Source organism: Accumulibacter sp. (assembly GCF_029255285.1).
Lineage (GTDB): Bacteria > Pseudomonadota > Gammaproteobacteria > Burkholderiales > Rhodocyclaceae > Accumulibacter.
Genome location: NZ_JAPUVI010000022.1, coordinates 100,002 through 123,102 on the forward strand (window position 1 = coordinate 100,002; position 23,101 = coordinate 123,102).

The 23,101-nt window shown below is 60.6% G+C and carries 12 protein-coding genes; 7 read left to right on the plus strand and 5 right to left on the minus strand.

From position 1 onward, the window contains the following. Positions 1-108: 108 nt before the first annotated feature. The 4 genes from Q1M07_RS01865 to ald form a co-directional block, all read right to left on the minus strand. Positions 109-1,356 (minus strand): hypothetical protein, encoded by a 1,248-nt coding sequence (locus Q1M07_RS01865; protein WP_300449832.1) that lies wholly within the window; start codon positions 1,354-1,356, stop codon positions 109-111. Between the two features lie 378 nt (positions 1,357-1,734). Beyond that, the gene (locus Q1M07_RS01870) at positions 1,735-2,955 is read right to left on the minus strand and encodes a glycosyltransferase (protein ID WP_300449835.1); all 1,221 of its coding nucleotides are present in this window, start codon (positions 2,953-2,955) and stop codon (positions 1,735-1,737) included. A 114-nt stretch (positions 2,956-3,069) separates the two neighbouring features. After that, positions 3,070-4,344 (minus strand): lipid II flippase MurJ, encoded by a 1,275-nt coding sequence (locus Q1M07_RS01875; protein WP_300449838.1) that lies wholly within the window; start codon positions 4,342-4,344, stop codon positions 3,070-3,072. Positions 4,345-6,580: 2,236 nt separating this feature from the next. Further along, entirely contained in the window at positions 6,581-7,699 is a 1,119-nt protein-coding gene (gene ald / locus Q1M07_RS01880; protein WP_300449841.1) for an alanine dehydrogenase, read from the minus strand. 584 nt (positions 7,700-8,283) lie between these two features. On the opposite strand from ald, the gene Q1M07_RS01885 reads away from it, so the two are divergent. The 3 genes from Q1M07_RS01885 to Q1M07_RS01895 all read left to right on the plus strand — a co-directional run bounded on the left by Q1M07_RS01885 (position 8,284) and on the right by Q1M07_RS01895 (position 10,782). After that, positions 8,284-9,510 (plus strand): PEP-CTERM sorting domain-containing protein, encoded by a 1,227-nt coding sequence (locus tag Q1M07_RS01885; RefSeq protein WP_300449844.1) that lies wholly within the window; start codon positions 8,284-8,286, stop codon positions 9,508-9,510. Between the two features lie 579 nt (positions 9,511-10,089). Next, complete coding sequence (locus Q1M07_RS01890; RefSeq protein ID WP_300449847.1) at positions 10,090-10,338, plus strand: AbrB/MazE/SpoVT family DNA-binding domain-containing protein; 249 nt, start codon at positions 10,090-10,092, stop codon at positions 10,336-10,338. After that, positions 10,339-10,782, plus strand: a complete 444-nt coding sequence (locus tag Q1M07_RS01895) for a putative toxin-antitoxin system toxin component, PIN family (RefSeq protein ID WP_300449850.1) — start codon at positions 10,339-10,341, stop codon at positions 10,780-10,782. Positions 10,783-11,144: 362 nt separating this feature from the next. On the opposite strand, the gene prsT is transcribed toward Q1M07_RS01895, so the two are convergent. After that, on the minus strand, positions 11,145-13,919 hold the full coding sequence (prsT, locus tag Q1M07_RS01900; RefSeq protein ID WP_300449853.1) for an XrtA/PEP-CTERM system TPR-repeat protein PrsT: 2,775 nt from the start codon (positions 13,917-13,919) through the stop codon (positions 11,145-11,147). Positions 13,920-14,764: 845 nt separating this feature from the next. On the opposite strand from prsT, the gene Q1M07_RS01905 reads away from it, so the two are divergent. From Q1M07_RS01905 to kdpB, 4 genes are all read left to right on the plus strand, one after another. Continuing rightward, the gene (locus Q1M07_RS01905) at positions 14,765-17,638 is read left to right on the plus strand and encodes an ATP-binding protein (protein WP_300449856.1); all 2,874 of its coding nucleotides are present in this window, start codon (positions 14,765-14,767) and stop codon (positions 17,636-17,638) included. 504 nt (positions 17,639-18,142) lie between these two features. Beyond that, positions 18,143-19,111: a DUF3616 domain-containing protein gene (locus Q1M07_RS01910; RefSeq protein ID WP_300449859.1), complete on the plus strand. Its 969-nt coding sequence runs from the start codon at positions 18,143-18,145 to the stop codon at positions 19,109-19,111. Between the two features lie 92 nt (positions 19,112-19,203). Beyond that, positions 19,204-21,015 (plus strand): potassium-transporting ATPase subunit KdpA, encoded by a 1,812-nt coding sequence (kdpA, locus tag Q1M07_RS01915; RefSeq protein WP_300449862.1) that lies wholly within the window; start codon positions 19,204-19,206, stop codon positions 21,013-21,015. 15 nt (positions 21,016-21,030) lie between these two features. After that, positions 21,031-23,097: a potassium-transporting ATPase subunit KdpB gene (gene kdpB, locus Q1M07_RS01920; RefSeq protein WP_300449865.1), complete on the plus strand. Its 2,067-nt coding sequence runs from the start codon at positions 21,031-21,033 to the stop codon at positions 23,095-23,097. Positions 23,098-23,101 lie beyond the last annotated feature (4 nt).

A 23,101-nucleotide genomic window follows, 5' to 3' on the forward strand; every position in this document is an offset into this window, starting at 1 on the left:
CAACCAGCCACGCCAGCTATTAAGTCGATTCGTATATTAACTTGCTTATCGACTAAACCAGGTTTTTGTTACTAAACGCGTGAGTGTGCGCATCAGAGTACGCCACGACTATCCGCGTTCCCGCCATACCCGACCAGCTTCTATTGGAAAAATTCGGCCCCATCGAAGCAACACCCCAAGAATAATCCACATCGGAAGCAATTGATTATAGCCGGTAACAAAGCCACCACAGCAAAGCCAGACGAACAAAACTGACAAGCCGACCAGCTTCTGTCTCGAACTAGCAATCGAACGATAGATCAAACTAAAACACCAAAACAAAGCACCAACTCCAACCAAACCTGTTCCCATTACATAGCCTATCAAGACACTGTGAACGGTTTCACCTCCTGTGGCCCTAGATGACAAAACCACTACCTGGTCTAAACCATATCCAAAAAGAATTGTCGACATTTCTCCGGCATTGAGACTGGCTGTAATTCCGAAGATCAACGACGCCATCCTTACATTCCACGAAGCATCTTTATCATCCAGACTATCAAGCCGACTCGTCCAAACTTCAAACATAAGGTCGCCAATGTATAACATTACAACTATGATACCAATAACACGCGATGCTCTTACTAAACCGCCTTTCTTGCTCTCGACGAACATGAATCTCATTATTACTGGCAAAAAGCCACACAGCAAGATCACCGCGCCTCCTGTTCTGCTCAGGTAAATCATGAAAGTACCTGCTATGACAGAACCTAAGTAGAAGCCGCGACGAGAAAACGATAGCACCCTTTTATCCGACGGAAACAATGCTAGCCCGAGAAGAATAACCAGCCACGGCCCAACGCTCGCGAACATTGCCGAAGGCTCTGGAAAGAGTCCAAAAGAACGTTTAGTGTAGACAGCAAAAACGTTCTGCGCCGCTTCCGTGTCCAGTGGAGCAAAAGAGGGGTTAACGAATAACCAAGCGAATGGAAAGTGCTCCATCTGATAAGAAATCTGTTGAACGACTCCCAAGGCGCTCTGAAGAAGTATCGCTGCCGCCGACCATGTGAGAATTCTATGAAAAGGTAGACGGTCAGCGACAGCGCTTCCCGCCACCGTAGCTAATAGCGCAACGCCAGTCATCGCGGTGGCGTTCCATACCGTCTCGGACGCTGTCCCAAACGATGCGGAAAGCAGCAGCGGAAGCATCCAAATAAAATAGAACTTCACTGCCGTCCGCGGTAGCCAGGCATGTCGTATTAGTTGTGTAACTAAGATAACTACCGAGAGCACATGAGCAATTTGCAGTCCCGTGGACTTACCAAGTGGCAGCGCCGGATAAGGAAAAAAGGAAAAAAAAGAAAACGCAGATGACATGGCAATCCAATTATAAAAGACTTATGCTGTTTTGTTGTGAATCAGGCTTATAGAGGGCAGTGTTTCACTTCAGGTCTTTGGGCTTGCCCCTCACCCGCTCATTTTAGCTCCTATCCGGGGGCCAATTAGTCTGGCACTAGGGGCGGGTGTTGGAGCTAGCCACAAAAATCCCAGAAAGCCTAGCGCTTTCGACGCAAAGAGTTCTCTTCGCTCGCACTTGACGGCACTTGAAACGCTGGTGTGTCCCACCTCTGCGTTTAGCTGAATCCCGCATCAGGAGCAGGGATGGCTTCTTTCACACGAAACTACATAGATCCTCATGAAACTATCAAGAGCCCATCGAATAGCTTGTCAAAAATGCTATACAACTAACGTCTTCTAAAATTCACCGTTCGAATATACTCGGCTATACACCTCAAGTAGGCTCTTGGCATGCATATCCCAACTCAACTCTTTAATAGCTAGCCCGAGACCGGACTCGTAGCAACCCGACCGGCTACGGGCGAGTGCTACGCTCATTGCCTCGCTCAAGTTTTCAGCAGTAAGTTGGGAAACTGTTTCACCAATATTAAAACGCCGCACAACCTCGCCAACCGCCCCAGCCATCGACGAGACGACCGGAACCCCGAAGCCAAGCGCGTTAAACAAGACTCCGCTTTGTGCCGAAAAGTCTTCATAAGGAAGTACCACAATACATGCTTTCGCGAACATCAAAGGAAGGTCGCAATCTAAAATAAAGTGATCAAACAGATCAATGCTAATCCCTTCACTCCTAGCCAAAGCCATCAACGGGCGTATTTCGTTATTGAAGTAATTCTGTTCTTCCGGGTATCCAGCGATTACTAGCTTCTCGACAAACTTCTTTTGGCGGACCGCCTGGATTAGAACGTGCAAACCCTTGTTTCGTCGAATGTTGCCAAAGAAGAGAATACTATCGCGGCGAATTCGCGGTTCGAAAGATGGCAAGTCATTTCTCTTACTCCACACACCATGTGGCGCCACCTCCACGAGACGACTACGGCTCCCTAGAATCGCGTAAAGATTTTCACGAAGACTATCGCTATGCACAACCAAAGCGTCGCACTGTAAGAACGTAAGTTTTCTCACGGAGTCTACTAAAGTCTGAGGAATATAATGTGGATAGCGATGCAGCCGAACGTTGTGAACGGTATAGACAACCTTTCTCTTAAGTATTTTCCGCAACAAAAAAATCACAGCGGGCCCAAGCCATAAGCTTAACTCCTGAAAGTGAACCAGTCCTACCAACGGATGATCTCTCAACCAACTGAGCAGCGTCCACTCCCGCCGAAAATAATAAACGACGCGCGACAAACGCCAAATCCAGACTGTTGAATAAGCGTTTTTTGGCTTTTGTATGGGCAACAACCTGTAAATTTGGTAAATGGAAGAAGAAAAACGCTCCGCCAGGTTCGCACTCGTAACAAGGGAAAAATCGTAATGAACGCCGGAAATACAGGATTGCCTCGCCGCAGCTTCCAGCACCTCCTGGCTGTAAAGAGCATGGCCGCCAGCGCTGGACGGCGTATACATCGCTACAGAAAGAGTTTTCGGCGATGCTGTGGAATAAAAACTCGGCATGGTTATCAGATAGGATAGAAAATCTAACGGAAAAAATTTTTCGGCGCAGGCGTGATTAAATATCTTTAAAATCACCTGCGGCCTAAATCGCTGGAAAAGATTTGTTGTCTACTATTATTTTTTTCCAAGAGCAATGGAGGCACTCAACCAGATCGCAACGGCACCTTCAGCGACGACACATGCCCAGACGATATCGGCAAGCGTAACCGAAATAACTGACTTCGCGGCAAAAGCGAAGACATACGCTACAGTCATGGCCGCAGTATAATGCGGGCCAGCTCCAGCGGCAAAGTAGTGTCTCGCTGCTAGTTGATTTGTCGACATAACAAAAAAGTAGATTGAATAAGGAAAAATAAGGGCTGTGACGATGGCTGTATGCTCTGGGCTAAAACTGCCTCTCTCATATATAAGGCGTACTAGGGCTTCGCCGAACATGGCCATTGCCAAAGCGATTGCGACATTTGGTAAACAAAATAGAAAAAAAGTGATTCTTGGTAGAGCGGTATCTCGCGCCATGGCACGTGCGGCGGCTGACTGATAGATTTGTCCTAGCTGCGAACTTACTAGGGATAGCGGTAGCATACCAATTCGCATCGCGAAAGCGTTGACAGCGACCAGTCCTTCTCCCAATCTCGCCGCGAAGTACACATTGGACAATTGATTCAGGTTAAAGCCAATATTTTCAATCGATGAAGCGGCAAGCGAGCGGCCAAAATTATAGAACTCTAGTGCCGGTATCCGGCTGTCAGCTTTCTTGATACGCTTCTTAAGCACTGCTAACGCTATTATTCCGGTGAGAAACGTACCAATCGTGTACGACCATGGAAGTGCCTGGGTGAGATGGGTAGCGTCGGCGGCTAGGAGATAGAAGAATACCAGAGCCACAAGCATAGCGGCGGATTGAATTCCGGCCAGAAGTGTAGCCGCGATGTGCGCGCGCTCTCCGTGTAAAACTCCAAACGCAACTCCGGTCACAACGATGGGAAGTATCGCCAAAGTCAGGATTTCTGCAAAGACATCAAGTAAGGGGTTAGCGTGACGGAAGCCAAGGAATAGCGCTAGATGTTCAGGAGGCAACATGGCCAATGTGATGCTGAGGGCAGTTGCCAAACAGACCAGGGCGTAGAATATTGGCCGTAGAAAACTCCCTCCTCGTTTCGCTTCATCGTAACGAGCATAAGCAGGAACAAACGCTAAATTAAAAGCTCCCATCATATAACTTAGAACGAACGATAGTAGCTGCTGTATTGCGAAGTAGGCGTCAGTTACGTGAGAAACGCCAAACAAACTGGAAACCATGACCTCACGCAAGAACGCGAGCCCCTTTCCTACGGCATTTATTGTAAGCTGCAACAGCGCGCCGTGCCATCGGCGACGATTATCCCTCATTTGAGAAGAATCACCGGCGATTGAGCGGTGCGGTTGGGCGAGTTTGTAGCGTAGACTAGTGAAAAAAACATTTCTAGAGAATTCTCGCAGCTTTTTTAACCGGTTTTACGTCATGGAAGCTTGGCTCTTCGCCTGTTACGGGCCGTCAATATTCGTGCAAATCTGGCAGGAAAAAACTGCTTGAATGGCAATAAGCGCGAAGCTGGCGTATTTTCAATTTGATTACACTTATGACCGCCGGGAAAAGGGTACGCTGTGCCTAGGCGAATAAGGCCACACCCTGCTCCTGGCACGACTAGGGCGCCACTCTATTGTGCGCTCCGCCACGAGACCATTTGTAGGCTGGAAAAAACTCTGCGCTAAGAATCTGCTGTCGTGCCTACCATTAACGTGGCCTGAGGGAAGCCAATTTAAAGCCTATTAATGCCGCGAACGGCATGGTAAGAGTGGCAAACTCGAAACCATTACGTCGCTTGCGTGGAAGCACACGAGCAACTCGTAATAACGGTTGGCCGGGTCAGACGTTACCACCCGCGATTAGGGCACTATGGGACTTGGCAGACGTAGGCAACGACTGGAGCTTCTCTCTGTGTTTGAGACGACCTAGTCTGGTGGTTGCCCCGATGTTATTTCTAAATATCGGTGGCACTAAGGCTATACCGGACACAGAGGATTCGAAGACGCTACCGCTATGCCCGAATACACGCGCATTGAGCACCTGCCATGGGTGTGTCACCAAAATCTACTCCATTTTGTTAGTTCATTCCAGCGTCTTGTCGGGATTATATCGTCCTAACACCAGCACGACGACCCAAGACCGTCGCTGCGAGAAAGATCGGCCGCACTTCAGTAGAACTGCACGGGAATACTAGGGGAAGCGGTGGCTCAAAGCAAGGACTACAAAGGGTGCCAGTAGTAAAAGTGGACCGCCAAGGCCAAGACAAGAATCGGTGAAACGACCCCGTTCGGGGCATATCCTTATACACAAGTCACCCCGGAGCCGCCTCACGCATGAACTGGAAATCGAAGACGCAGTCCATGACGCGCTGCTAGCGTTGCCCAGATGCCGCCAGTAGCAGGTTGCCCCAGGATGACGAGTGACGACTTTCAGTGTTGTAGCTAGACTGGCCGAGGCGTACGGGCAGCCCAGAGCAGCCTCGATGCGGGATCTAAGCACGACGAATCTCGGTTACGATCTGCAGTTGTTCGATGTTACGGGCCGACGGAGCCCGCGACCACGCCGCGTAGAACCCGCTGGTTGATACCCTCTCACACATTGGCCGGATCAGATACGCGTCGATAGGCGCTTCGTTGCACACGTACTTCACATCGGCTCCTTTATGAAGTACACCGCCGCCTTCTTCAATATCTTTCTCTCCGTCCATCCGCCCGCTTCGCAAGCTCGTGCGGCAGTCGCGTCAGAGCCGCTTCCGGTTCGCTCTCCAGCGACCTCGTTGACGCCTGGGTGGGTGGCTCGCCTTTACGCACCTGAAAAAAACAGTTCGCCAACGTCCTCGACGACATTTCCAATGATCGCGCTACCGCCGAAGCACTGCGCGCACTCCCGACCATCGGCTACACCGTGCCCGCTCTAGCGGCTAACTCCGATTCACTTTTTTCATGTCGAACTCTTACAAGGTCAATAGACCACACCTCATGGCGTCCATTTTTTGGGTCCAGATCACCGCACGCGCTCTTCGCTACACGCCCGCATGGCGCGCCTGAGCAACAACTCCGATCGCTCTTGTGCTGCGGTCTGAGTCCTTGATCGAAGGAGCAAGTACCAACTATTTAGCGATGATCAAGATACTTCTTCTTCAAAGCATCGTCGCGAAGCCGATCGCGATCTTCCGCCGTCAACGGTGAGCCACTCTCGATCTGTTGCCTCCATGGCCCGAGTATGTCATTGATGGCTTCGCGAATTGACGGTTGCGATGGAGACGTGTCACCGCGCTGCCCACCTACGGAAGCCTGTTCCCCCGAGCAGTCACCTCTCACGGCTGCGACTAGTTCGTGATCAGGAATAAACACCGTCAAGTGGATTCTAGAGTGCTTCAGATGGACGCCGGCCGGCAGCACTAGGCGCCCGTCGTCGTAAATAGCTTCCACTTGCATACTTGCATCTCCTCTCACTGGAGTAAACCGGCGACCGGACGTTGCCTTTTCCCTTCGGTGCGCCCCCGCCCCCAAGAGGAGCCGCTGGCCTCGAAGGCCGTAGCGGCTCCCGGCGGCGGCGTCAGCCGGCGATCGCCGCCAGCGCGTCGTGATAGGCGTAGCCGAGGTCTTCGGCGACTTCGCGGCAGGTGACCTTGCCGAAGGCGACATTGAGCCCGTTGCGCAGGTGCGGGTCGTCCTTGAGTGCCTGGCGCCAACCCTTGTCGGCGATCTGCAGGGCGAAGGGCAGGGTCGCGTTGTTGAGTGCGTAGGTCGAGGTGCGCGGCACGCCGCCGGGCATGTTGGCGACACAGTAGTGCACCACGTTGCCGACCACGTAGGTCGGGTCGGCGTGCGTCGTCGCGTGGGCCGTCTCGCAGCAGCCGCCCTGGTCGATGGCGACGTCGACGATCACCGAGCCCGGCTTCATCGCATCGACCATCTGGCGCGTGATCAGCTTCGGCGCCGCGGCACCCGGAATCAGGACGCCGCCGATCACCAGATCGGCGCGCAGAACCTGCTGCTCGACATTGTCGCGGTTCGAGAAGACGGTCATCACGCGCGCGCCGAGTACGTGATCGATGCGGCGCAGGACGTCGATGTTGCGGTCGATGACCACCACTTGCGCGCCGGTGCCGACCGCCACCTGCGCGGCGTTGGTGCCGACGACACCGCCGCCGAGGATGACGATGCGCGCCGACGGCACGCCGGCCACGCCGCCGAGCAGGATGCCCATGCCGCCGTGCGCCTTCTCGAGACAGTAGGCGCCGGCCTGGATCGACAGGCGGCCGGCGACTTCCGACATCGGCGCCAGCAACGGCAGACCGCCGCCGGGCTGGGTCACGGTTTCGTAGGCGAGGCACACGGCACCGCTGGCGACCAGGTCGGCGCACTGCTCGGGGTCGGGCGCCAGATGGAGATAGGTGTAGAGGATCTGCCCCTCGCGCAGCATGGCGCGCTCACCCGCCTGCGGTTCCTTGACTTTGACGATCATTTCGGCGCTCGCAAAAATCTCCTCGGGCGTCGCGGCGATCGTCGCGCCGGCTTTCTGGTAGACCTCGTCGGTGGCGCCGATACCGCGCCCGGCGCCGGTTTCGACCGTCACCTGGTGACCATGCGCGACCATCTCCCGAACCGACGACGGGGTCAGGCCGACACGGTATTCGTGGTTCTTGATTTCCCTGGGTACGCCGATGTGCATTCTCTTGTCTCCTTGCCCTTGGTTCTTAGCTGGAAAGTCGCGTCAGCGACTCGCGAGTCTCACCGCCTGCGCTTGCGCGGGAGCGGCTTGGCGGTGCGCGGAGTGGTCGGCGGCGCCGGTGCGCTGGAACGGCGACGACCACTGGCGCCGACCATCTTATTTTTTTTTCCCCGTCGGTGGCGGTTTTTTTGGCCGCCGCGGCTTGCCAGCCGGCCGGGCTTCGCCGGGCCATCGGGCCGCTACCCCGCCGCCGAGCCATGGCTTCGTCCGCGACGACGCCGGCGCAGCCGTGGGGAGCGTGCCCGCTTGGCGACGATACGGCGGCCGAGCCGGGCTGTCGGGGCGCGCGGGAAGCGAATCGTCGTGTCGGAATTTTTTACACTCGTCACCGAGAGAATTCTCACGTTTCTAGCAAGTGATTGATATAAGTTAGTCAATGAATTTAGTCACGATGTTTGCTTCATGTCGCTCAAGCGTGTGTGCCGCGCCCGATGCTCCGCCAGGAATTTCCCGGGGTCGATTGATTGGCTGTCAGGCGCACTCTCAAGTTCGAATTAACTATCCATAGATGGAGGATTCAAGCGATGTCTCATTCTGCCTCTCGCCTCGGGAAGAAGATGCTTCCCGCCACGCTGGCCGCGGCGTTGCTCGGCCTCGGTCTCCAGTCGGTAGCCCCGGAAGCTTCGGCGGCGCCGATCAACCTGCCGACGCCGAGTTGCGGCGTGACCGGCAACTGCCTGGTCTTCGACGATTTCACGGTCTATTCCCTGGGTCTGCTCGAGTGGTACAAGGACAACAAGCCGCCGCTCTACGCCACCAACAACTTCATCGCGCAGTCGAACGAGGCGAATGTTTTCGTGCTCAACTTCAATGGCCAGGGTACGCCGGCACAGGGAGCGGGGACGAATATCGACAACCCCTACGACTCGATGACCGGCAACCCGAGCGGCCCCGGCAGCGACGCCGACAACCTGCGCTTCCTGATGGCCTCCAAGTCGCTCAACTCGGGCGGAGCGGCGAACGACATCCCGAGTGATCCCACCGGCACGGGCGGCTGGGACAACCTCGCGCAGGCGGCCAACGTATCCAACTCGAACACCTTCACCTCGCAGTTCCCGGCGGCCAAGTTCTCGACCAGCGCGGCGTGCCAGACGAACATCAACACGCCCGGATGCCTGCCCTTGTGGGACGCCAAGATCAGCGACCTGAAGACCGCGCTCAACGGCAGCCCGCTGGTCGGCCTGTTCGAATTCAACGAAACCGGCAACACGGGCGAACTGGTCGGACAGGATCTGGTCGCCTACGCGCAGGTCATCCTGCACAGCACGACGAGCTCGGCCAAGAGGGTTTTCACTTTCTCCGGTAACGGAACGCTGCCTTTCCAGCAGCAGGCGCAGGAAGCCAACAAGACTGACCTGCTGCCGACGGCGGACGACAAGTGGGCCAGGGTGCACGCCGAAATCTGCGTCAAGAAGAGCACGGGCGAGGTCTTTCTCGGCGAGTGCGCCGACTCGCCCTTCGACTCGGGTGACCGCGAGACGATCAATCAGGCGCTGGGTGCCAACCGGGCCGACTTCGCGATCTTCAATAAGGAGCTGAACGACATCATCTACGGCAAGCACGCCGATTCCGGGAAGTACGACGTGGTCACCTTCGATGTGCGGCTGGCCTACCTGAACGACGGCGGCGACCGCCTGTGGTTCGGTCCGGCGACCATTCCGGGGGAAAACGTTCCGGTACCGGGAACTCTGGCCCTGCTGGGCAGCACCTTGCTGGGCTTCGCCGCGGCGCGGCGCCGTATCCGCGCCTGATACCGCGCTCGACACCGCAGGATGGCCGACCCGACCCCCGCCCCAGGCGGGGGTTTTCCGTTCTGGCGAGGACTCGCCGCATTCCGTCGCCTCCCGCTCCCGCCCCGAGCCAGCCTGGCCTCAACGAGGCGAAGTGGCGGGCGGTCGGATAGGCCATTTCGGAGCTGAGTATCGATTGCTCGACATCGTCCCACTTTCCCAGGTAAAGCTGCACCTCGGTCCGGGTGGCAAGCGGCTCCGCCAGCGACTCGCCGCTCAGCGCGGCCTCCGAAGGCCCAGGTCCAGCACTTTCTGTGGCTGGCCCGACATCAGATCAGCCGGATCGTTTTGCAGGAAGAACTGTTTGGTACAACGAAGGACGCAGCGATCTGGGGGAGCAAGCACTCGCGCCTGCGTGTTGGAGAGTGCTCGCCCCTCTGGCAGCCAGGCCAGCTTCCAGTTGGCAACATGGGTCGGTAGCCCAGCGCTGGCAGAGGAAGGCACACAATCCGGAACCGCGCCAACCAGGTCGACCCGCGGCAAGGGGTGCGGTATGATTTCCCGGTTTCCGGCGTGCCGGATTGATAGAGGACGGTTCTCATGGAACTGGTCAAGCTCGGCAAGAAGGGCCAGCTATCGATTCCCCGATCGATACTGAAAAAGCTCGGACTCGAAGGCGATATCGCCATGCTGGTGGACACCACCGGTGACGGCGCCATCGTGCTGCGTCCTGCGGCGGTGTATCCCGTCGAAATCTATAGCGACGAGCGCATCCGAGAGTTCGACGAGTCCGACCGCATGGATCCCGCGACCGCCGCCCGGCTCGCGCGTACTATCGGCAAGATCTAGTTGCGGCTTTTCCTCGACGCCAACGTCCTCTTCTCCGCCGCCCACAACCGACAGGGCAACGCCCGTGCGCTGTTTCGTCTGGCGTCGGAGCGCGGCATTACCCTCGTCGCGTCGTCCTACGCGGTGGAAGAAGCCGTCCGCAACATCCACCTCAAATTTCCTGAGTACGCGGCGGAACTCGCTTCGTTGCTCGAAGGATTGGTCCTCGGCCCCGAACCCTCATCGGCCCTGGTCAGCGCGGCCAAGGACTGCGCGCTGCCGGAGAAGGACGCTCCCATCCTCGCCGCCGCCATTGCCGCCCGGGCAGACGTGCTGGTGACTGGCGACCGGAGGCATTTCGGCCCGCTTTACGGCAAGTCCATACACGAGGTGCTGGTCCTCACGCCGGCTGTCGCGCTCAGCCGTTCGCTGGGCGCTGGCTCGCCCGAAGGCTCAGCGAGCTAGTGCAGAAACAAGACCTGACCGTTCGCAGTAACAGCAGTAAGTGTAGCGGGTGGAAATCCCGCATGGGGAGTTGTCCATACGCCCCAGTAGCCTGAGGAAGCGGCGTCGTGGTGACACGAGGTCGTGAGTTTCCCGACAGCGAGAGCGCAGGCCGTAACGCGAGTGAACCCATGAGTAGCCTAGTAGATTATCTGGCGAAGCCGACTCTGTGGTCAAAATCCGCGCCTGATACCGCGCTCGAGCACCGCAAGGTGGCCGACCCGACCCCCGCCCCAGGCGGGGGTTTTTCGTTCTGGCGAGGCGTCGCCGCATTCCCTCGTCTCTCCCTCGCCGCCCCGAACCTGGCTGCGGGTCAGGCAGGGTCACAAGCTGGCCAGTACCTTTTTCGCCTGTTCGCGCAGTTCCGACGACGACGGCTCCTGGGCAAGGACTAACTCGAGTTCTTTCCTGGCTTCCGCCTTCTTGCCGGCGCGCGCGAGAGCGGCGCCGTAGTGATAGCGCACCGACATGAGATCGGGCAGTTGCCCCGCCGCCTTGCCGAGCAGATCGATGCCGCGCGACCCCTGCCCCTGCTCGACCAGAATCCAGCCGAGAATGTCGAACACGCGCGGGTCGTCGGGGGCCAGCTTGAAGGCGAGTTCGGCCGTCGGTAGTGCGCGGCTGTCGTTCTCGCGCAGGTAAAGATTGGCCAGGTTGCCCAAGGCCACGACGTTGTTCGGGCTCAGCCGCAGCAGTTCCTCGTAGTGCGCGATGGCGATGCGGTCGCGCCTGGCCTTCATGTACACGTCGGCCGCGTAGGCACGTATCGCCAGATCGCGAGGATACTGCCTGACCCAGTCGTCCAGTCTTTGATACGCCGCCTTGCTGTCGCCCGACAGTGCGAGCGCGCGATGCAGTTTGATCAAACCCGGTGTGGCGGCACCCTTCTCCAGCGCTTTCTCGTACGCCTTGATGGCTTCCGGATAGCGCTTTTGGGACAGCATGATGTCCCCCTCGCGATCGAAACCGAGCGGCGACCGGGCTTGCCGGGACTGCATCTGGCGTGCGATCTTCAGCGCCGCGTCCGGCTTCTGCTCGCCGAGTTCGAGTCGTATCAGGGCTTCCTGCGCCGGCAGGAAGTCCGGTTTCAACTGCAACGCCTTGTTCAGCGTCGCCCGTGCCGCGCCGGTTTGATAGATGGTGATTTGCGCCAGCGCCAGCTTGAGTTGCGCTTCGGGAGACTGCGGCAGCTTCCTGGCGATACCGGAAAACGTTTCGATCGCCGCCGTACTGTCGCCGGCGGCGAGCTGTGCGCTGCCCAGCAGGCTGACGGCGTCCACGTCGTCCGGGTTGGACGCCGCCGCATCCTGGGCCGCGGCGAGCGCTTTCTGCATCTCGCGCCGGGCCAGATGATGCTGGACCAGGGCGGCACGTGGCTTGATCTGCCGGGGGTCGGCCCGGATCGCCCAGTCCAGCCATGCCAGATACTCGCTTTCCTTCTTTTCGAAGGCGGACAACTCCGCCAGCGCCAGCATCGCCTCGACGTTCTTCTCGTCGCGCGCCAGAATCGACTCGAAGCGCTGGCGGGCGAGCGCGGGATTCCCGTCCTGGATATCCAGCCGGGCCAGACTGAGCGCCGCGGAAAAGAAGGTGGGTTGTATGGCGAGCGCCTGCTCCAGGGCCTTGCGCGCCCCGGCGCGGTCTTCCTGGCCCACCAGGGCGCCGGCACGCAGCTCGTGGGTGACCGGGTTGTTGGGCAGCTTCTTCTCCAGCGCGGCGATATCCGACAGCGCCTGGTCGTACTCCTTGCGTTTCAGGCGTAGCGTGACCAGCAGCAGATCGGCTTGGCCAAGCTGCGCGTTGAGACGAACCGCCTGTTCCAGGTCGGTCAGCGCCTGTTCGGTGTTCCCGGCGACCAGGTGGCCGGTCGCCCGGCTGGTCTTGATCGTGGCGCTCTGCGGCTCCAGCGCGACGGCGCGGTTGAGATAGCTCATCGCTTTCGCGTAATCGCCCGTCCACAGGTAGGCGTCGCCCGCCAGCGCCACGAGTTGCGGATCGTCGGGATGCGCGGCGAGCGCGGTCTCCAGCGTCGCCAGGGCGCCCTTGGCATCCTTTGACTGCAACTGTCCGCTGGCCAGGATCTTGGTCGCCAGCAGATTGTCCGCATCCCTGGCCAGCACCCGCTTGGCCTTGTTGATGCTCTGCTCGAAATTGCCCAGTCCATGGCTGGCGACGGCATGGGCGAGCAAGGAGGCGAGGTCGTCGGGTACGACCGCGAGAACCTTGGCGAGCGTGGCGCTGGCCAGGTCGAGGTGGCCCCGTTGCAGTTCGAGAATCCCTCGCGAGTACATCACCAGGGGATTCTTGGGCGTCAGGCTTTCGGCCGCCTTGACGGCTTTGTCCGCCGCGTCCAGGTCGCCCTTCTGCAACTGCACTCTGGCGGCGGCGAGATGAGCCAGCACCTGCGACGGATCGATGGCGGTGATCTGACCATAGAGCGCCGCCGCCTCGTCGAGCTGGCCAGCCGCATGGCGTAGGCCGGCCTTGAAATACAAGGCATCGACGAACTTCGGGTCGCGCCGCAGAGCCTCGTCGACCCGTTCTCCGGCGCGCTCGGCCTGGCCGTCGAACAGCGCCAGCTTGGCCTCGACGAGGCGAAGCGCCGGGCGATCGGGATAGGCCATTTCGGAGCTGAGTATCGATTGCTCGACATCGTCCCGCTTTCCCAGGTAAAGCTGCGCCTCGGCCCGGGTGGCAAGCAGATCCGCCAGGGGCTCGCCGCTCAGCGCGCTCTCCGGAAGGCCCAGGTCCAGCACTTTCTGGGGCTGGCCCGACATCAGATAGGCTCTCGCCAGCGCTGGCACCAGCCGGCTGCGCTCGACACCCAAGGCGTTCGCCTTCGTCAGTTCCGTCTCGCCATCCCGGTAGGCACCCTGTTTGACCAGCACTTGGCCCAACAGGAGGCGGGCCTGCGAATTGTCCGGCTGTGCCTGCAGGACATTCTTGAGCGCGATGACCGCTGCCGCGTAGTCGGCCTTTTGCGCCAGCGCCTGCGCCTGCTCGAACTGCTGTTCGGGCGACTGGCGATCGCACCCGCCGGCGGCCAGGGCGAGGGCGACAAGGCTTGCGAGGCGAAAGTTGCGGCGAGCTGACGGCATGCGGTACGACTCCTACCCAAGTCAATAAAAGAAGAGGCGGCGAGCCTGAGGCCGCAGCGTGCCGCGCGACGCACGGCGGCGTTTCCTGGCGACTGGCTCCCCACCTGGTCGCGGAGCGCGACAAATCGCGGGGATGATAGCAGAGCGCGAGGCGCTTCACTTTCGATGTTCGAAGCGCTCGTCCGGCAAGCGAACGGCAGCGAATTGTCGCGCCTTGCGGCCTGCGCATAAGGTGGCGAACGGGTGGCCCCCACCACGTGCCGCCTGGCGGCCACCCGACAACGCGGCTGCCCCAACCCTGGAGAGATATTCCACCCGTGGCCGCTGGCCCTCTGGAAACTGGAGTCGCAGCGCCTTGCTGACGAATTGCCGATCCTCCCCCGGAGCATCCGCCTGACACGCGACGTATTACGCGCCGAATGGAACTACGTCATTACTCCCAGTGCCACATAAAAGTTCGGCTATTATTTAGTAGTGTTAGCCTTTCTTTTTTTGTCTTTGCACCACGCCCTCGTGAGCGCGCTGACCAGCCTCGCTAGTAGCCGCCTTAGGAACCTGCTGGCGGAGGCCGGCATGAACTACCCCGATCTGGCCACCCCACTTACTCGTTCGGCGGATGACTATGCCAGCGAGGATCTATTGAGTGCGCCGCGGTGCCCGCCGGAGGGGTAACATGGATGTCGCTTCGCAAGCTCAAGAAATCCTGGCCGGAGGCCTTCGTTTGGGTCGCCAGCGGGCTGGAAAACGCCTAGGGAAGGCCTCGATGCGGCAACTGGTATTGCCCCGTCTCGATACCTCGCCGCCGCGCTCGACTTCACCGACCAAGCCAACGCTGGGAATGCACTATGGATATTGCTAGTCAGGCTGCCGTATCCGGTCGCTCCTCCCTCGTTACGCAAGCCTTGCGGCATCGCCGTACCGCGGTCGCCGCCTGTTTTCTCGTTTCGCTCGCTGTCGGTTGGCTCGCCGCCGAAATCTATCGCGCCGTCAACGAATTCTCTTTTCGCAACACCATGGCGTCCATCGCCCAGCGCGAGGCGGCGAGTTTCCACAATCGCACCGTGGTTGGTCGCGGCATGGGCATGGTGGCGCTGGCCGGACAAAGCGACCCGACCATCCGCGACGCGGCCAAAGAAACCGACATTGAACGCGCCAAAACGCAAAGAACCCGCCACGCCGCCTTGCATACGCTGGCCATCAGCGCGGGAGCAGAGCATGCCTTCGTGACCAACAAGGCGGGGCTGATTACGGCCGACTGGGACTATAGGGGGGTTTCGCCGATCGGCCAGGATGTTTCATTTCGCACCTACTTCAAGACAGCGATGGGCGGTACGGAAAACATCTACGGCGCCAAAAGCTTGAGCACGGGGAGGCGGACTTTTTTCGTCGCCGCGCCGGTGCGCGCCAGCAGCGAACCGGACAGCGAGATCATCGGCGTCGTTGCCGCACGGTATTCGGCGGTGGAACTGGATGACTTCCTGACGCACGACCCGAACGTCACCGGTATGGTCGTTTCGCCAAGCGGCGTGGTTTTCGCTGCGAGTCGCGCCGATTGGATCATGCGCGCCATGCAGGAAAGCAGTGACGAACAGGTCAGAGCAGTCAACGCATCGAAGCAGTTTCAAGTGCTGACCGGCGCGGACGGGGGCTTCCTGCGGCTACCGTTTTCCTTGAACGAGGATACCGTTCGCGTCGATGGTCGCCGTCAGGCCCTGTTGCGCTACCCGATCAACTGGCGCGACACAGGTGGAGACTGGACAATCGTGTTGCTCGCTGACTTGCAGGCGGCCGTTCCGCTGGCGCGTCGCGTCGCAATCGGCCTTGCCACCGCGCTGGTAGCGATGATATCGCTCTCGTTGTTGCTCTCCGCCATGCACGGCCGCGCCCGTCAGCGCGCAGCCGAACTGAAGGTGCGCGAAAGCGGACAGCAGTTGCAGTCTCTGGTGGACAACATCCCCGGCGTGGTGTTCCGGTGTTTGCCGCACCCGCCTTGGACCTTGCTCTTCATCAGCGACGAAATAAGGAAACTTTCCGGTCATCCCACGACCGATTTTCTCGACCCGAACGTGCCGCGCTCCATTGGCGACATCGTTCATCCGGACGACAAGGTGCGCATGGCCGCTGATCTGGAGCGGGCGGCGACCGATCTGCAAGGTGACAACGCGGAGTATCGCATGATCGACGCCAGCGGACAGATACATTGGGTCCATACCAAGAGCAAGATGGTGCGCGGCGTGGACGGCGGTCCGTCGTTTCTGGACGGAGTGATTTTTGACATCAGCGGGCGCAAACAGGCCGAACAGGAGCTTCAAGAGGCAAAGGAGCAGGCCGAGGCGGCGAATCACGCCAAGAGCCTGTTCCTGGCAAACATGTCGCACGAGCTGCGCACGCCGCTGAACGCCATCCTTGGCTTCTCCGACATCGTGCGCCGCAGTCCTGGCCTCTCGGAGGCGCAGCGGGTGAACCTGGAGATCATCCACAAGAGCGGCGATCACCTGCTCGGCCTGATCAACGACGTGCTCGATCTGGCCAAGATCGAGGCCGGCCGCACCCAGATTGCTCGAGAGCCGTTCGACTTGTCCAACCTGATTGTCGGCGTCACCGACATGATGCGCTTTCGCGCCAAAGAAAAAGGCTTGTGGCTGCAGGTGGTTCAGGCTTCCGACTTTCCGCGGTATGTCGTCGACGACCAGATCAAGATACGCCAGATTCTCATCAATCTGCTGTCAAACGCGGTGAAGGCAACCGAGAACGGCGGCATCACCCTGCGCCTGGACGTCGAATCCGGTCCCGCCGAGCGCCTGGTTCTGGAGATTGAAGACACCGGAGTCGGTATCGCACCGGAGGATCAAGAGCGAATCTTCGAGGCTTTCGTTCAGACCGGCAATGTCGGAGCGCGCCAGGGTTCGGGACTCGGCCTGGCCATTACCCGGCAGTTCGTCGCACTGATGGATGGACAACTGACACTTGCCAGTGAATTGGGCAAGGGCAGCATCTTCCGGGTCACGTTGCCGCTGCAACGGGCGCTCCCGGAAAATCTGCCCGAAGCGGCGCCCGAGAAAGGCGAGGTGATCGGTCTGGCGCACGGACAGCCGAGATACCGTGTGCTCGTCGTCGACGACAACCGGGAGAACCGGCTACTGCTCAAGCAGTTGCTGGAGCAAGTCGGCTATCTCGTGAAGGAGGCCGAAGACGGCGTCGCAGGCGTGGCGTGTTATCAAAGCTGGGCACCAGACTTCATCTGGATGGACAGGCGGATGCCCGTTATGGACGGATTGGAGGCGACCAGGCGAATCCGCGCGCTGCCCGGCGGAGATAAAGTGAAAATCGCCGCGGTTACCGCCTCCTCGTTCAAGCAAGACGATTTCTTGTTGCTCGAGTCCGGATTTGACGCCATCGTGCATAAGCCATTCCGCACCGAGGAGATTCACAGTTGCATGGAGAATCAGCTGGAGGTCGAGTTTGTTCGCGCCGCGCCACCACAGGTCGAGCCGGTTAGCGAACTGTCGTGGAAGGCCTTGGCGGCACTGCCCGAACCTTTGCACCAAGCTCTCGCAGAAGCGTTCACCGTGCTTGATGGCGATCAGATCAAAGCCGCGCTGGCAGCCATCCGCAAGTACGACCGCGAACTGGCCGCCGCGCTCGGCCGTCTGGTGGATAACTATGACTACGATCCCATCCTGGATGCGCTTGGCCGAACATCAGAGGCGATGCCATGAACGCCGAGGCTCTGATTCGATGCTTCACGATCGAATCGTGCCAGCCAGCGGGCCTGTACGACGCCGCGCCAGGCAGGGCTTCTTTGCGCGCGGCCCTTTCCGCGAACCGGCGCTTTGCGAAGACGGCCGATGGCGGCCCACCGGTGAGCCTCTGCACGGACGCCCGAAGAGCCGGCGAGTCCGCTCCTTGTCGATACGAACGTTTCTGAGGATTTTCGGAATGGCTTGGTGGTGCATGGCCGGGCGGCGTCAATCCGTCTGCGCCGGATGTGTGGCTGGCCGGGTGAGGCGTGCCGGACCGGGCTTTCCTCGAGAGGCGGAGCAGCGGCGCAAGCGAGTTCGGGGCGCCAACCATCTTGAAATACACGGGAGACAACGCGCATGAAACCGTCGGCAAAGCAAGGTCACCCAGGTGCGAGTCGCTTGGCGCGACTATCCTTGGCGAGCAGTCTGCTGTTCATCCTCGCCGGCGCTCAAGCGCAAACACCGGGCGAACCTCCTCTCGTGAGGCCGATCGGCAAGCCGTGGGACAGCGGCAATGGCTTTGCCTTTGCCAAGAAGGAAGAAAAAACGCGCAAGGCGCTGAGCGGAATAGCCTGCACCATGAATGCGGCACAAGAGCGTGTCTGCTTGATGGTGTTCGACGAAGGTTGGCAAGCCAGGTTCGCCACCCTCGGTCATCACAAACTCACTATCGATCCGGAAGAAGTCAAGCTGAAGGACCCCGAGAAGGAAGAACTGGACGCCGAGGGAGCCGCAACGGACGGCAGCTACTTCTACGTCACCGGCTCCCATTCGGCCAAGCGCAATGGTTGCGTGGAGAATGTACACAGCCGCCATGTCATCCGCTTCCGCCTGGACCCCGCCACCGGCCGAGCCCAGCGCTCCCGGAAGGGAAAGTTGGTAGACGACGATGACAAAGGGCGCTTGTGGTCGATCATGCAGTCGCGACCGGAACTCAGGAAACATGTGAGGGAAGGCGACCACTGCGGTGTCGATATCGAAGGCTTGGCCGTCAGCAAGGGAAGACTGTACTTCGGCTTCCGCAGTCCGGCCGGCATTTTGTCGGTTGATGCCGAGGCGTTATTCAAAGGCGGCGACCCGAAGGTCAAACTGGCACTTGTCGAACTCGGCGCTGGACGCGGGATACGAGACATGGTGGCTGTGGAAGACGGCTTCCTGCTGCTCACGGGCCCCGACGATGACCGGAAGAACCAGTACACGGTGAACTGGAGAATCGACTGGTGGGACGGGAATAGCGTCACGGCAAGAACCCTGGCCCAACTCGACCTGAGCGCGCTCAATGAACCTCGAACGTTGCGGAAAGGAAAATCGCGCGCCTGCAAGGACAACGATGAAATCAAGCCCGAGGCGATGACAGTGCTCGACAGAACGCCGAAAGCCTATGAACTGCTTGTCTTGTCCGACGGAATGTGTGACGGCGGGGCAATGACATTCACCGTGAATCGCTGAACTCGGCAGGGCTTCTTGTCCTTCACCGGCCTCGCCCCCGCCGGCCCGCTGATTTCCCCGATCAAGGCAGGGCCTTTTCCGGAGAACCTTCGATGAACAGCCATGCCTGGTTGTTGCTCGGCCTTTACATGACCGTGCTGCTGCTCGTGGTCAGGCCGCTGGGACTCCATATCGCCAGGGTGATGACGATGGACGATCAGGCGACCCCGGTGAGCGGCTTCGAAGGAGCGGTGTTCCGGGTCTGCGGCATCCGGCGCAATGCCGAGATGGGCTGGCTGAACTACGCGCTGGCCGTGCTGCTCTTCAACGCGCTCGGCCTGGTCGCCGTCTACGCCTTGCAGCGCCTGCAATTCTGGCTGCCGTTGAATCCGCAGGAAATGGCCAACGTCAGCCCCGGCTCGGCCTTCAATACAGCGGTGAGCTTCGTCACCAATACCAACTGGCAGGGCTATGACGGCGAATCGACGATGAGCTACCTGGTCCAGATGCTGGGACTGACGGTGCAGAACTTCCTTTCCGCCGCCACCGGCATCGCCGTTGCCATCGCGCTCGTGCGGGGCTTTGCACGCCATTCAGCGTCGGGGATCGGCAACGCGTGGGTCGACCTGTTCCGCGTCACGGTCTGGATCCTGCTGCCGCTGTCGCTGCTTTTCGCGCTCTTCCTGGCCAGCCAGGGCGTGCTCCAGAACTTCGCCGCCTACCAGGAGGTAACAACACTGGAAGCCACCAGGCACGGCAATGCCAAGCTCGACACCGACGGCCGGCCGCTCGAAGACGACCCGGGCCACGCCGTCGCCGAGCCCGCCACGGCACCCACGCAGACCTTGCCGATGGGTCCGGTCGCCTCGCAGGTGGCGATCAAGATGCTCGGCACCAACGGCGGCGGCTTCTTCAACGCCAACTCGGCACACCCCTTCGAGAACCCGACGCCACTCGTGAACTTCCTGCAGATGCTGTCGATCTTCCTGATTCCCGGCGCGCTGTGCCTCGCCTTCGGCCGCCTGGTCGGCGACGAACGCCAGGGCTGGACGCTGTTCGCCGCCATGGCGCTGCTCTTCGTCGCCTTTGCAATGGCGGCGATCGTTTTCGAACAGCAGGGCAATCCGCGGCTCGCGCAGATCCGCGTCGGCGAGACGGCGAGCGTGAGCACCACGGCCTTGACCGACGGCAACATGGAAGGCAAGGAGACGCGCTTCGGCATTGCCGATTCGGCGCTCTTCGCCACGATCACCACGGCGGCCTCCTGTGGCGCGGTGAACGCCATGCACGACTCATTCACGCCGCTCGGCGGCGCCGTGCCGCTGGTGTTGATGCAACTCGGCGAAGTCGTTTTCGGCGGAGTCGGTTCCGGCCTCTACGGCATGCTGGTCTTCGCCGTGCTGGCGGTGTTCATCGCCGGCCTGATGATCGGACGCACACCGGAATACCTGGGCAAGAAGATCGAGGCGCACGAGATGAAGATGACGTGCCTCGCTATTCTCGCCACACCCCTGCTGGTCCTCATCGGCACCGCCATCGCCGTGATGACCGAGGCGGGTCGCGCCGGCATCGCCAACCCCGGCGCGCACGGCTTTTCCGAAGTCCTCTATGCCTTGTCGTCAGCCGCCAACAACAACGGCAGCGCCTTCGCCGGACTGTCGGCCAACACGCCTTTCTACAACGGCCTGCTGACGGTGGCGATGTGCTTCGGCCGTTTCGCCGTGATCATTCCGGTGCTGGCAATGGCCGGGTCGCTGGCCGCCAAGCAGCGGGTCGCCGTGACCGCCGGCACCCTGCCGACGCACGGCCCGCTGTTCGTCGCGCTGCTCATCGGCGTGGTGCTGCTGGTCGGCCTGCTCAACTATGTGCCCGCCCTGGCGCTCGGCCCGCTGGCCGAGCATCTGGCGCTGTGGTCGGCCCGTTGATGGCTGGAGGATTCGATGACCCGCAAGACCTTTTCCCTGTTCGACCCGGCGCTCGTCGGGCCGGCCATCGCCGACGCCTTTCGCAAGCTCGACCCGCGCGTGCAATGGCGCAATCCGGTGATGTTCGTGGTCTATGTCGGCTCGATCGTGACGACGTTGGCGGCGTACCCGGCGCTCGGCGGTGCGCGCCGGGAAGCGACCTCTTTCGTCGTTGGCGTTGCCGTCTGGCTGTGGTTCACGGTGCTCTTCGCCAACTTCGCCGAAGCGCTGGCGGAAGGACGCAGCAAGGCGCAGGCGGCGTCATTGCGCGGCCTCAGGAAGCAAACCTGGGCCAGGCGGCTGCGCGCCCCGCGCGCGGACGCCGACCGGCAGACGGTGGCCGCCGACGATCTGCGTGTCGGCGACGTGCTCCTGGTCTGCGCCGGTGAAACGATTCCCGCCGACGGCGAGGTGATCGAAGGCGTCGCCTCGGTCGATGAATCGGCGATCACCGGCGAGTCGGCGCCGGTGATCCGCGAGTCCGGCGGCGACTTCTCGGCGGTCACCGGCGGTACGCGCGTGCTCTCCGACTGGCTGATGGTGCGTGTCACGGTCGATCCCGGCGCGACCTTCGTCGACCGGATGATCGCCATGGTCGAGACGGCGAAGCGGCAGAAGACGCCGAACGAGATCGCGCTGGCCATCCTGCTGGCCACCCTGACGATCGTTTTCCTGGTCGTCACCGCGACGCTGCTGCCCTTTTCCCAGTTCGCCGTGACGGTCGCCGGCTCCGGTTCACCGGTCAGCCTCAGCGTCCTCATCGCGCTGCTGGTTTGTCTGATTCCGACGACCATCGCCGGCTTGCTCTCCGCCGTTGGCGTGGCCGGCATGAGCCGCCTGCTGCAGGCAAACGTGATTGCCACCTCGGGTCGCGCGGTGGAAGCCGCCGGCGACGTCGACGTCCTGCTGCTCGACAAGACCGGCACGATCACGCTGGGCAATCGTCAGGCCGCGGCCTTCCTGCCCGCCGAGGGAGCGAGCGAGGCTGAACTCGCCGACGCCGCGCAGCTCGCGTCGCTCGCCGATGAAACGCCGGAAGGCCGCAGCATCGTCGTCCTTGCCAAGCAGCGCTTCAATTTGCGCGAGCGCGACGTGCGCGCGCTGGCAGCGCAGTTCGTGCACTTCTCGGCGCACACGCGGATGAGCGGCGTCGACGTGCCCGGCCGGCAGATTCGCAAGGGAGCGGCCGACGCCATTCGCCAACATGTCGAGGCCATCGGCGGCGCCATGCCGGCGTCGGTCGTGACGGCAGTCGAGGCGGCCTCACGGCGCGGCAGCACGCCGCTGGTCGTCGCCGACGGCAGGCGCGTGCTCGGTGTCGTCGAGCTGAAGGATATCGTCAAGGGCGGTATCCGGGAACGTTTCGCCGAACTGCGCCAGATGGGGATCAAGACGGTGATGATCACCGGCGACAACCGGCTAACCGCCGCGGCGATCGCCGCCGAGGCCGGCGTCGACGATTTTCTCGCCGAAGCGACGCCGGCCGCCAAACTGGCGCTCATCCGCCGCTACCAGGCCGAGGGCCGCCTGGTGGCGATGACCGGCGACGGCACCAACGATGCGCCGGCACTGGCGCAGGCCGACGTCGCCGTGGCCATGAACAGCGGCACGCAGGCTGCCAAGGAAGCCGGCAACATGGTCGACCTCGACTCGAACCCGACCAAGCTGATCGAAGTCGTCGAGACGGGAAAGCAGATGCTGATGACGCGCGGCGCGCTGACCACCTTCAGCGTCGCCAACGACGTCGCCAAGTATTTCGCCATCGTTCCGGCCGCCTTCGCCAGTACCTACCCGGCACTCTCGGCGCTCGACGTGATGGGTCTGGCGAGCCCGGCCTCGGCGATTCTCTCGGCGGTCATCTTCAACGCGCTGATCATCGTCGCGCTGATTCCGCTGGCGCTCAAAGGCGTCCGCTACCACGCCATCGGCGCCGCCAGCCTGCTGCGTCGCCATCTCGCGATCTACGGGCTCGGCGGCCTGGTCACTCCGTTCATCGGCATCAAGCTGATCGACCTGGCGCTGGCTGCCGCCGGCCTGGCTTGAGGAG

Coding starts and splice junctions, on each gene's coding strand:
- Q1M07_RS01865 (WP_300449832.1), bottom strand. CDS start 1,356: ATGTCATCTGCGTTTTCTTTTTTTTCCTTTTTTCCTTATCCGGCGCTG.
- Q1M07_RS01870 (WP_300449835.1), bottom strand. CDS start 2,955: ATGCCGAGTTTTTATTCCACAGCATCGCCGAAAACTCTTTCTGTAGCG.
- Q1M07_RS01875 (WP_300449838.1), bottom strand. CDS start 4,344: ATGAGGGATAATCGTCGCCGATGGCACGGCGCGCTGTTGCAGCTTACA.
- ald (WP_300449841.1), bottom strand. CDS start 7,699: ATGCACATCGGCGTACCCAGGGAAATCAAGAACCACGAATACCGTGTC.
- Q1M07_RS01885 (WP_300449844.1), top strand. CDS start 8,284: ATGTCTCATTCTGCCTCTCGCCTCGGGAAGAAGATGCTTCCCGCCACG.
- Q1M07_RS01890 (WP_300449847.1), top strand. CDS start 10,090: ATGGAACTGGTCAAGCTCGGCAAGAAGGGCCAGCTATCGATTCCCCGA.
- prsT (WP_300449853.1), bottom strand. CDS start 13,919: ATGCCGTCAGCTCGCCGCAACTTTCGCCTCGCAAGCCTTGTCGCCCTC.
- Q1M07_RS01905 (WP_300449856.1), top strand. CDS start 14,765: ATGGATATTGCTAGTCAGGCTGCCGTATCCGGTCGCTCCTCCCTCGTT.
- kdpA (WP_300449862.1), top strand. CDS start 19,204: ATGAACAGCCATGCCTGGTTGTTGCTCGGCCTTTACATGACCGTGCTG.
- kdpB (WP_300449865.1), top strand. CDS start 21,031: ATGACCCGCAAGACCTTTTCCCTGTTCGACCCGGCGCTCGTCGGGCCG.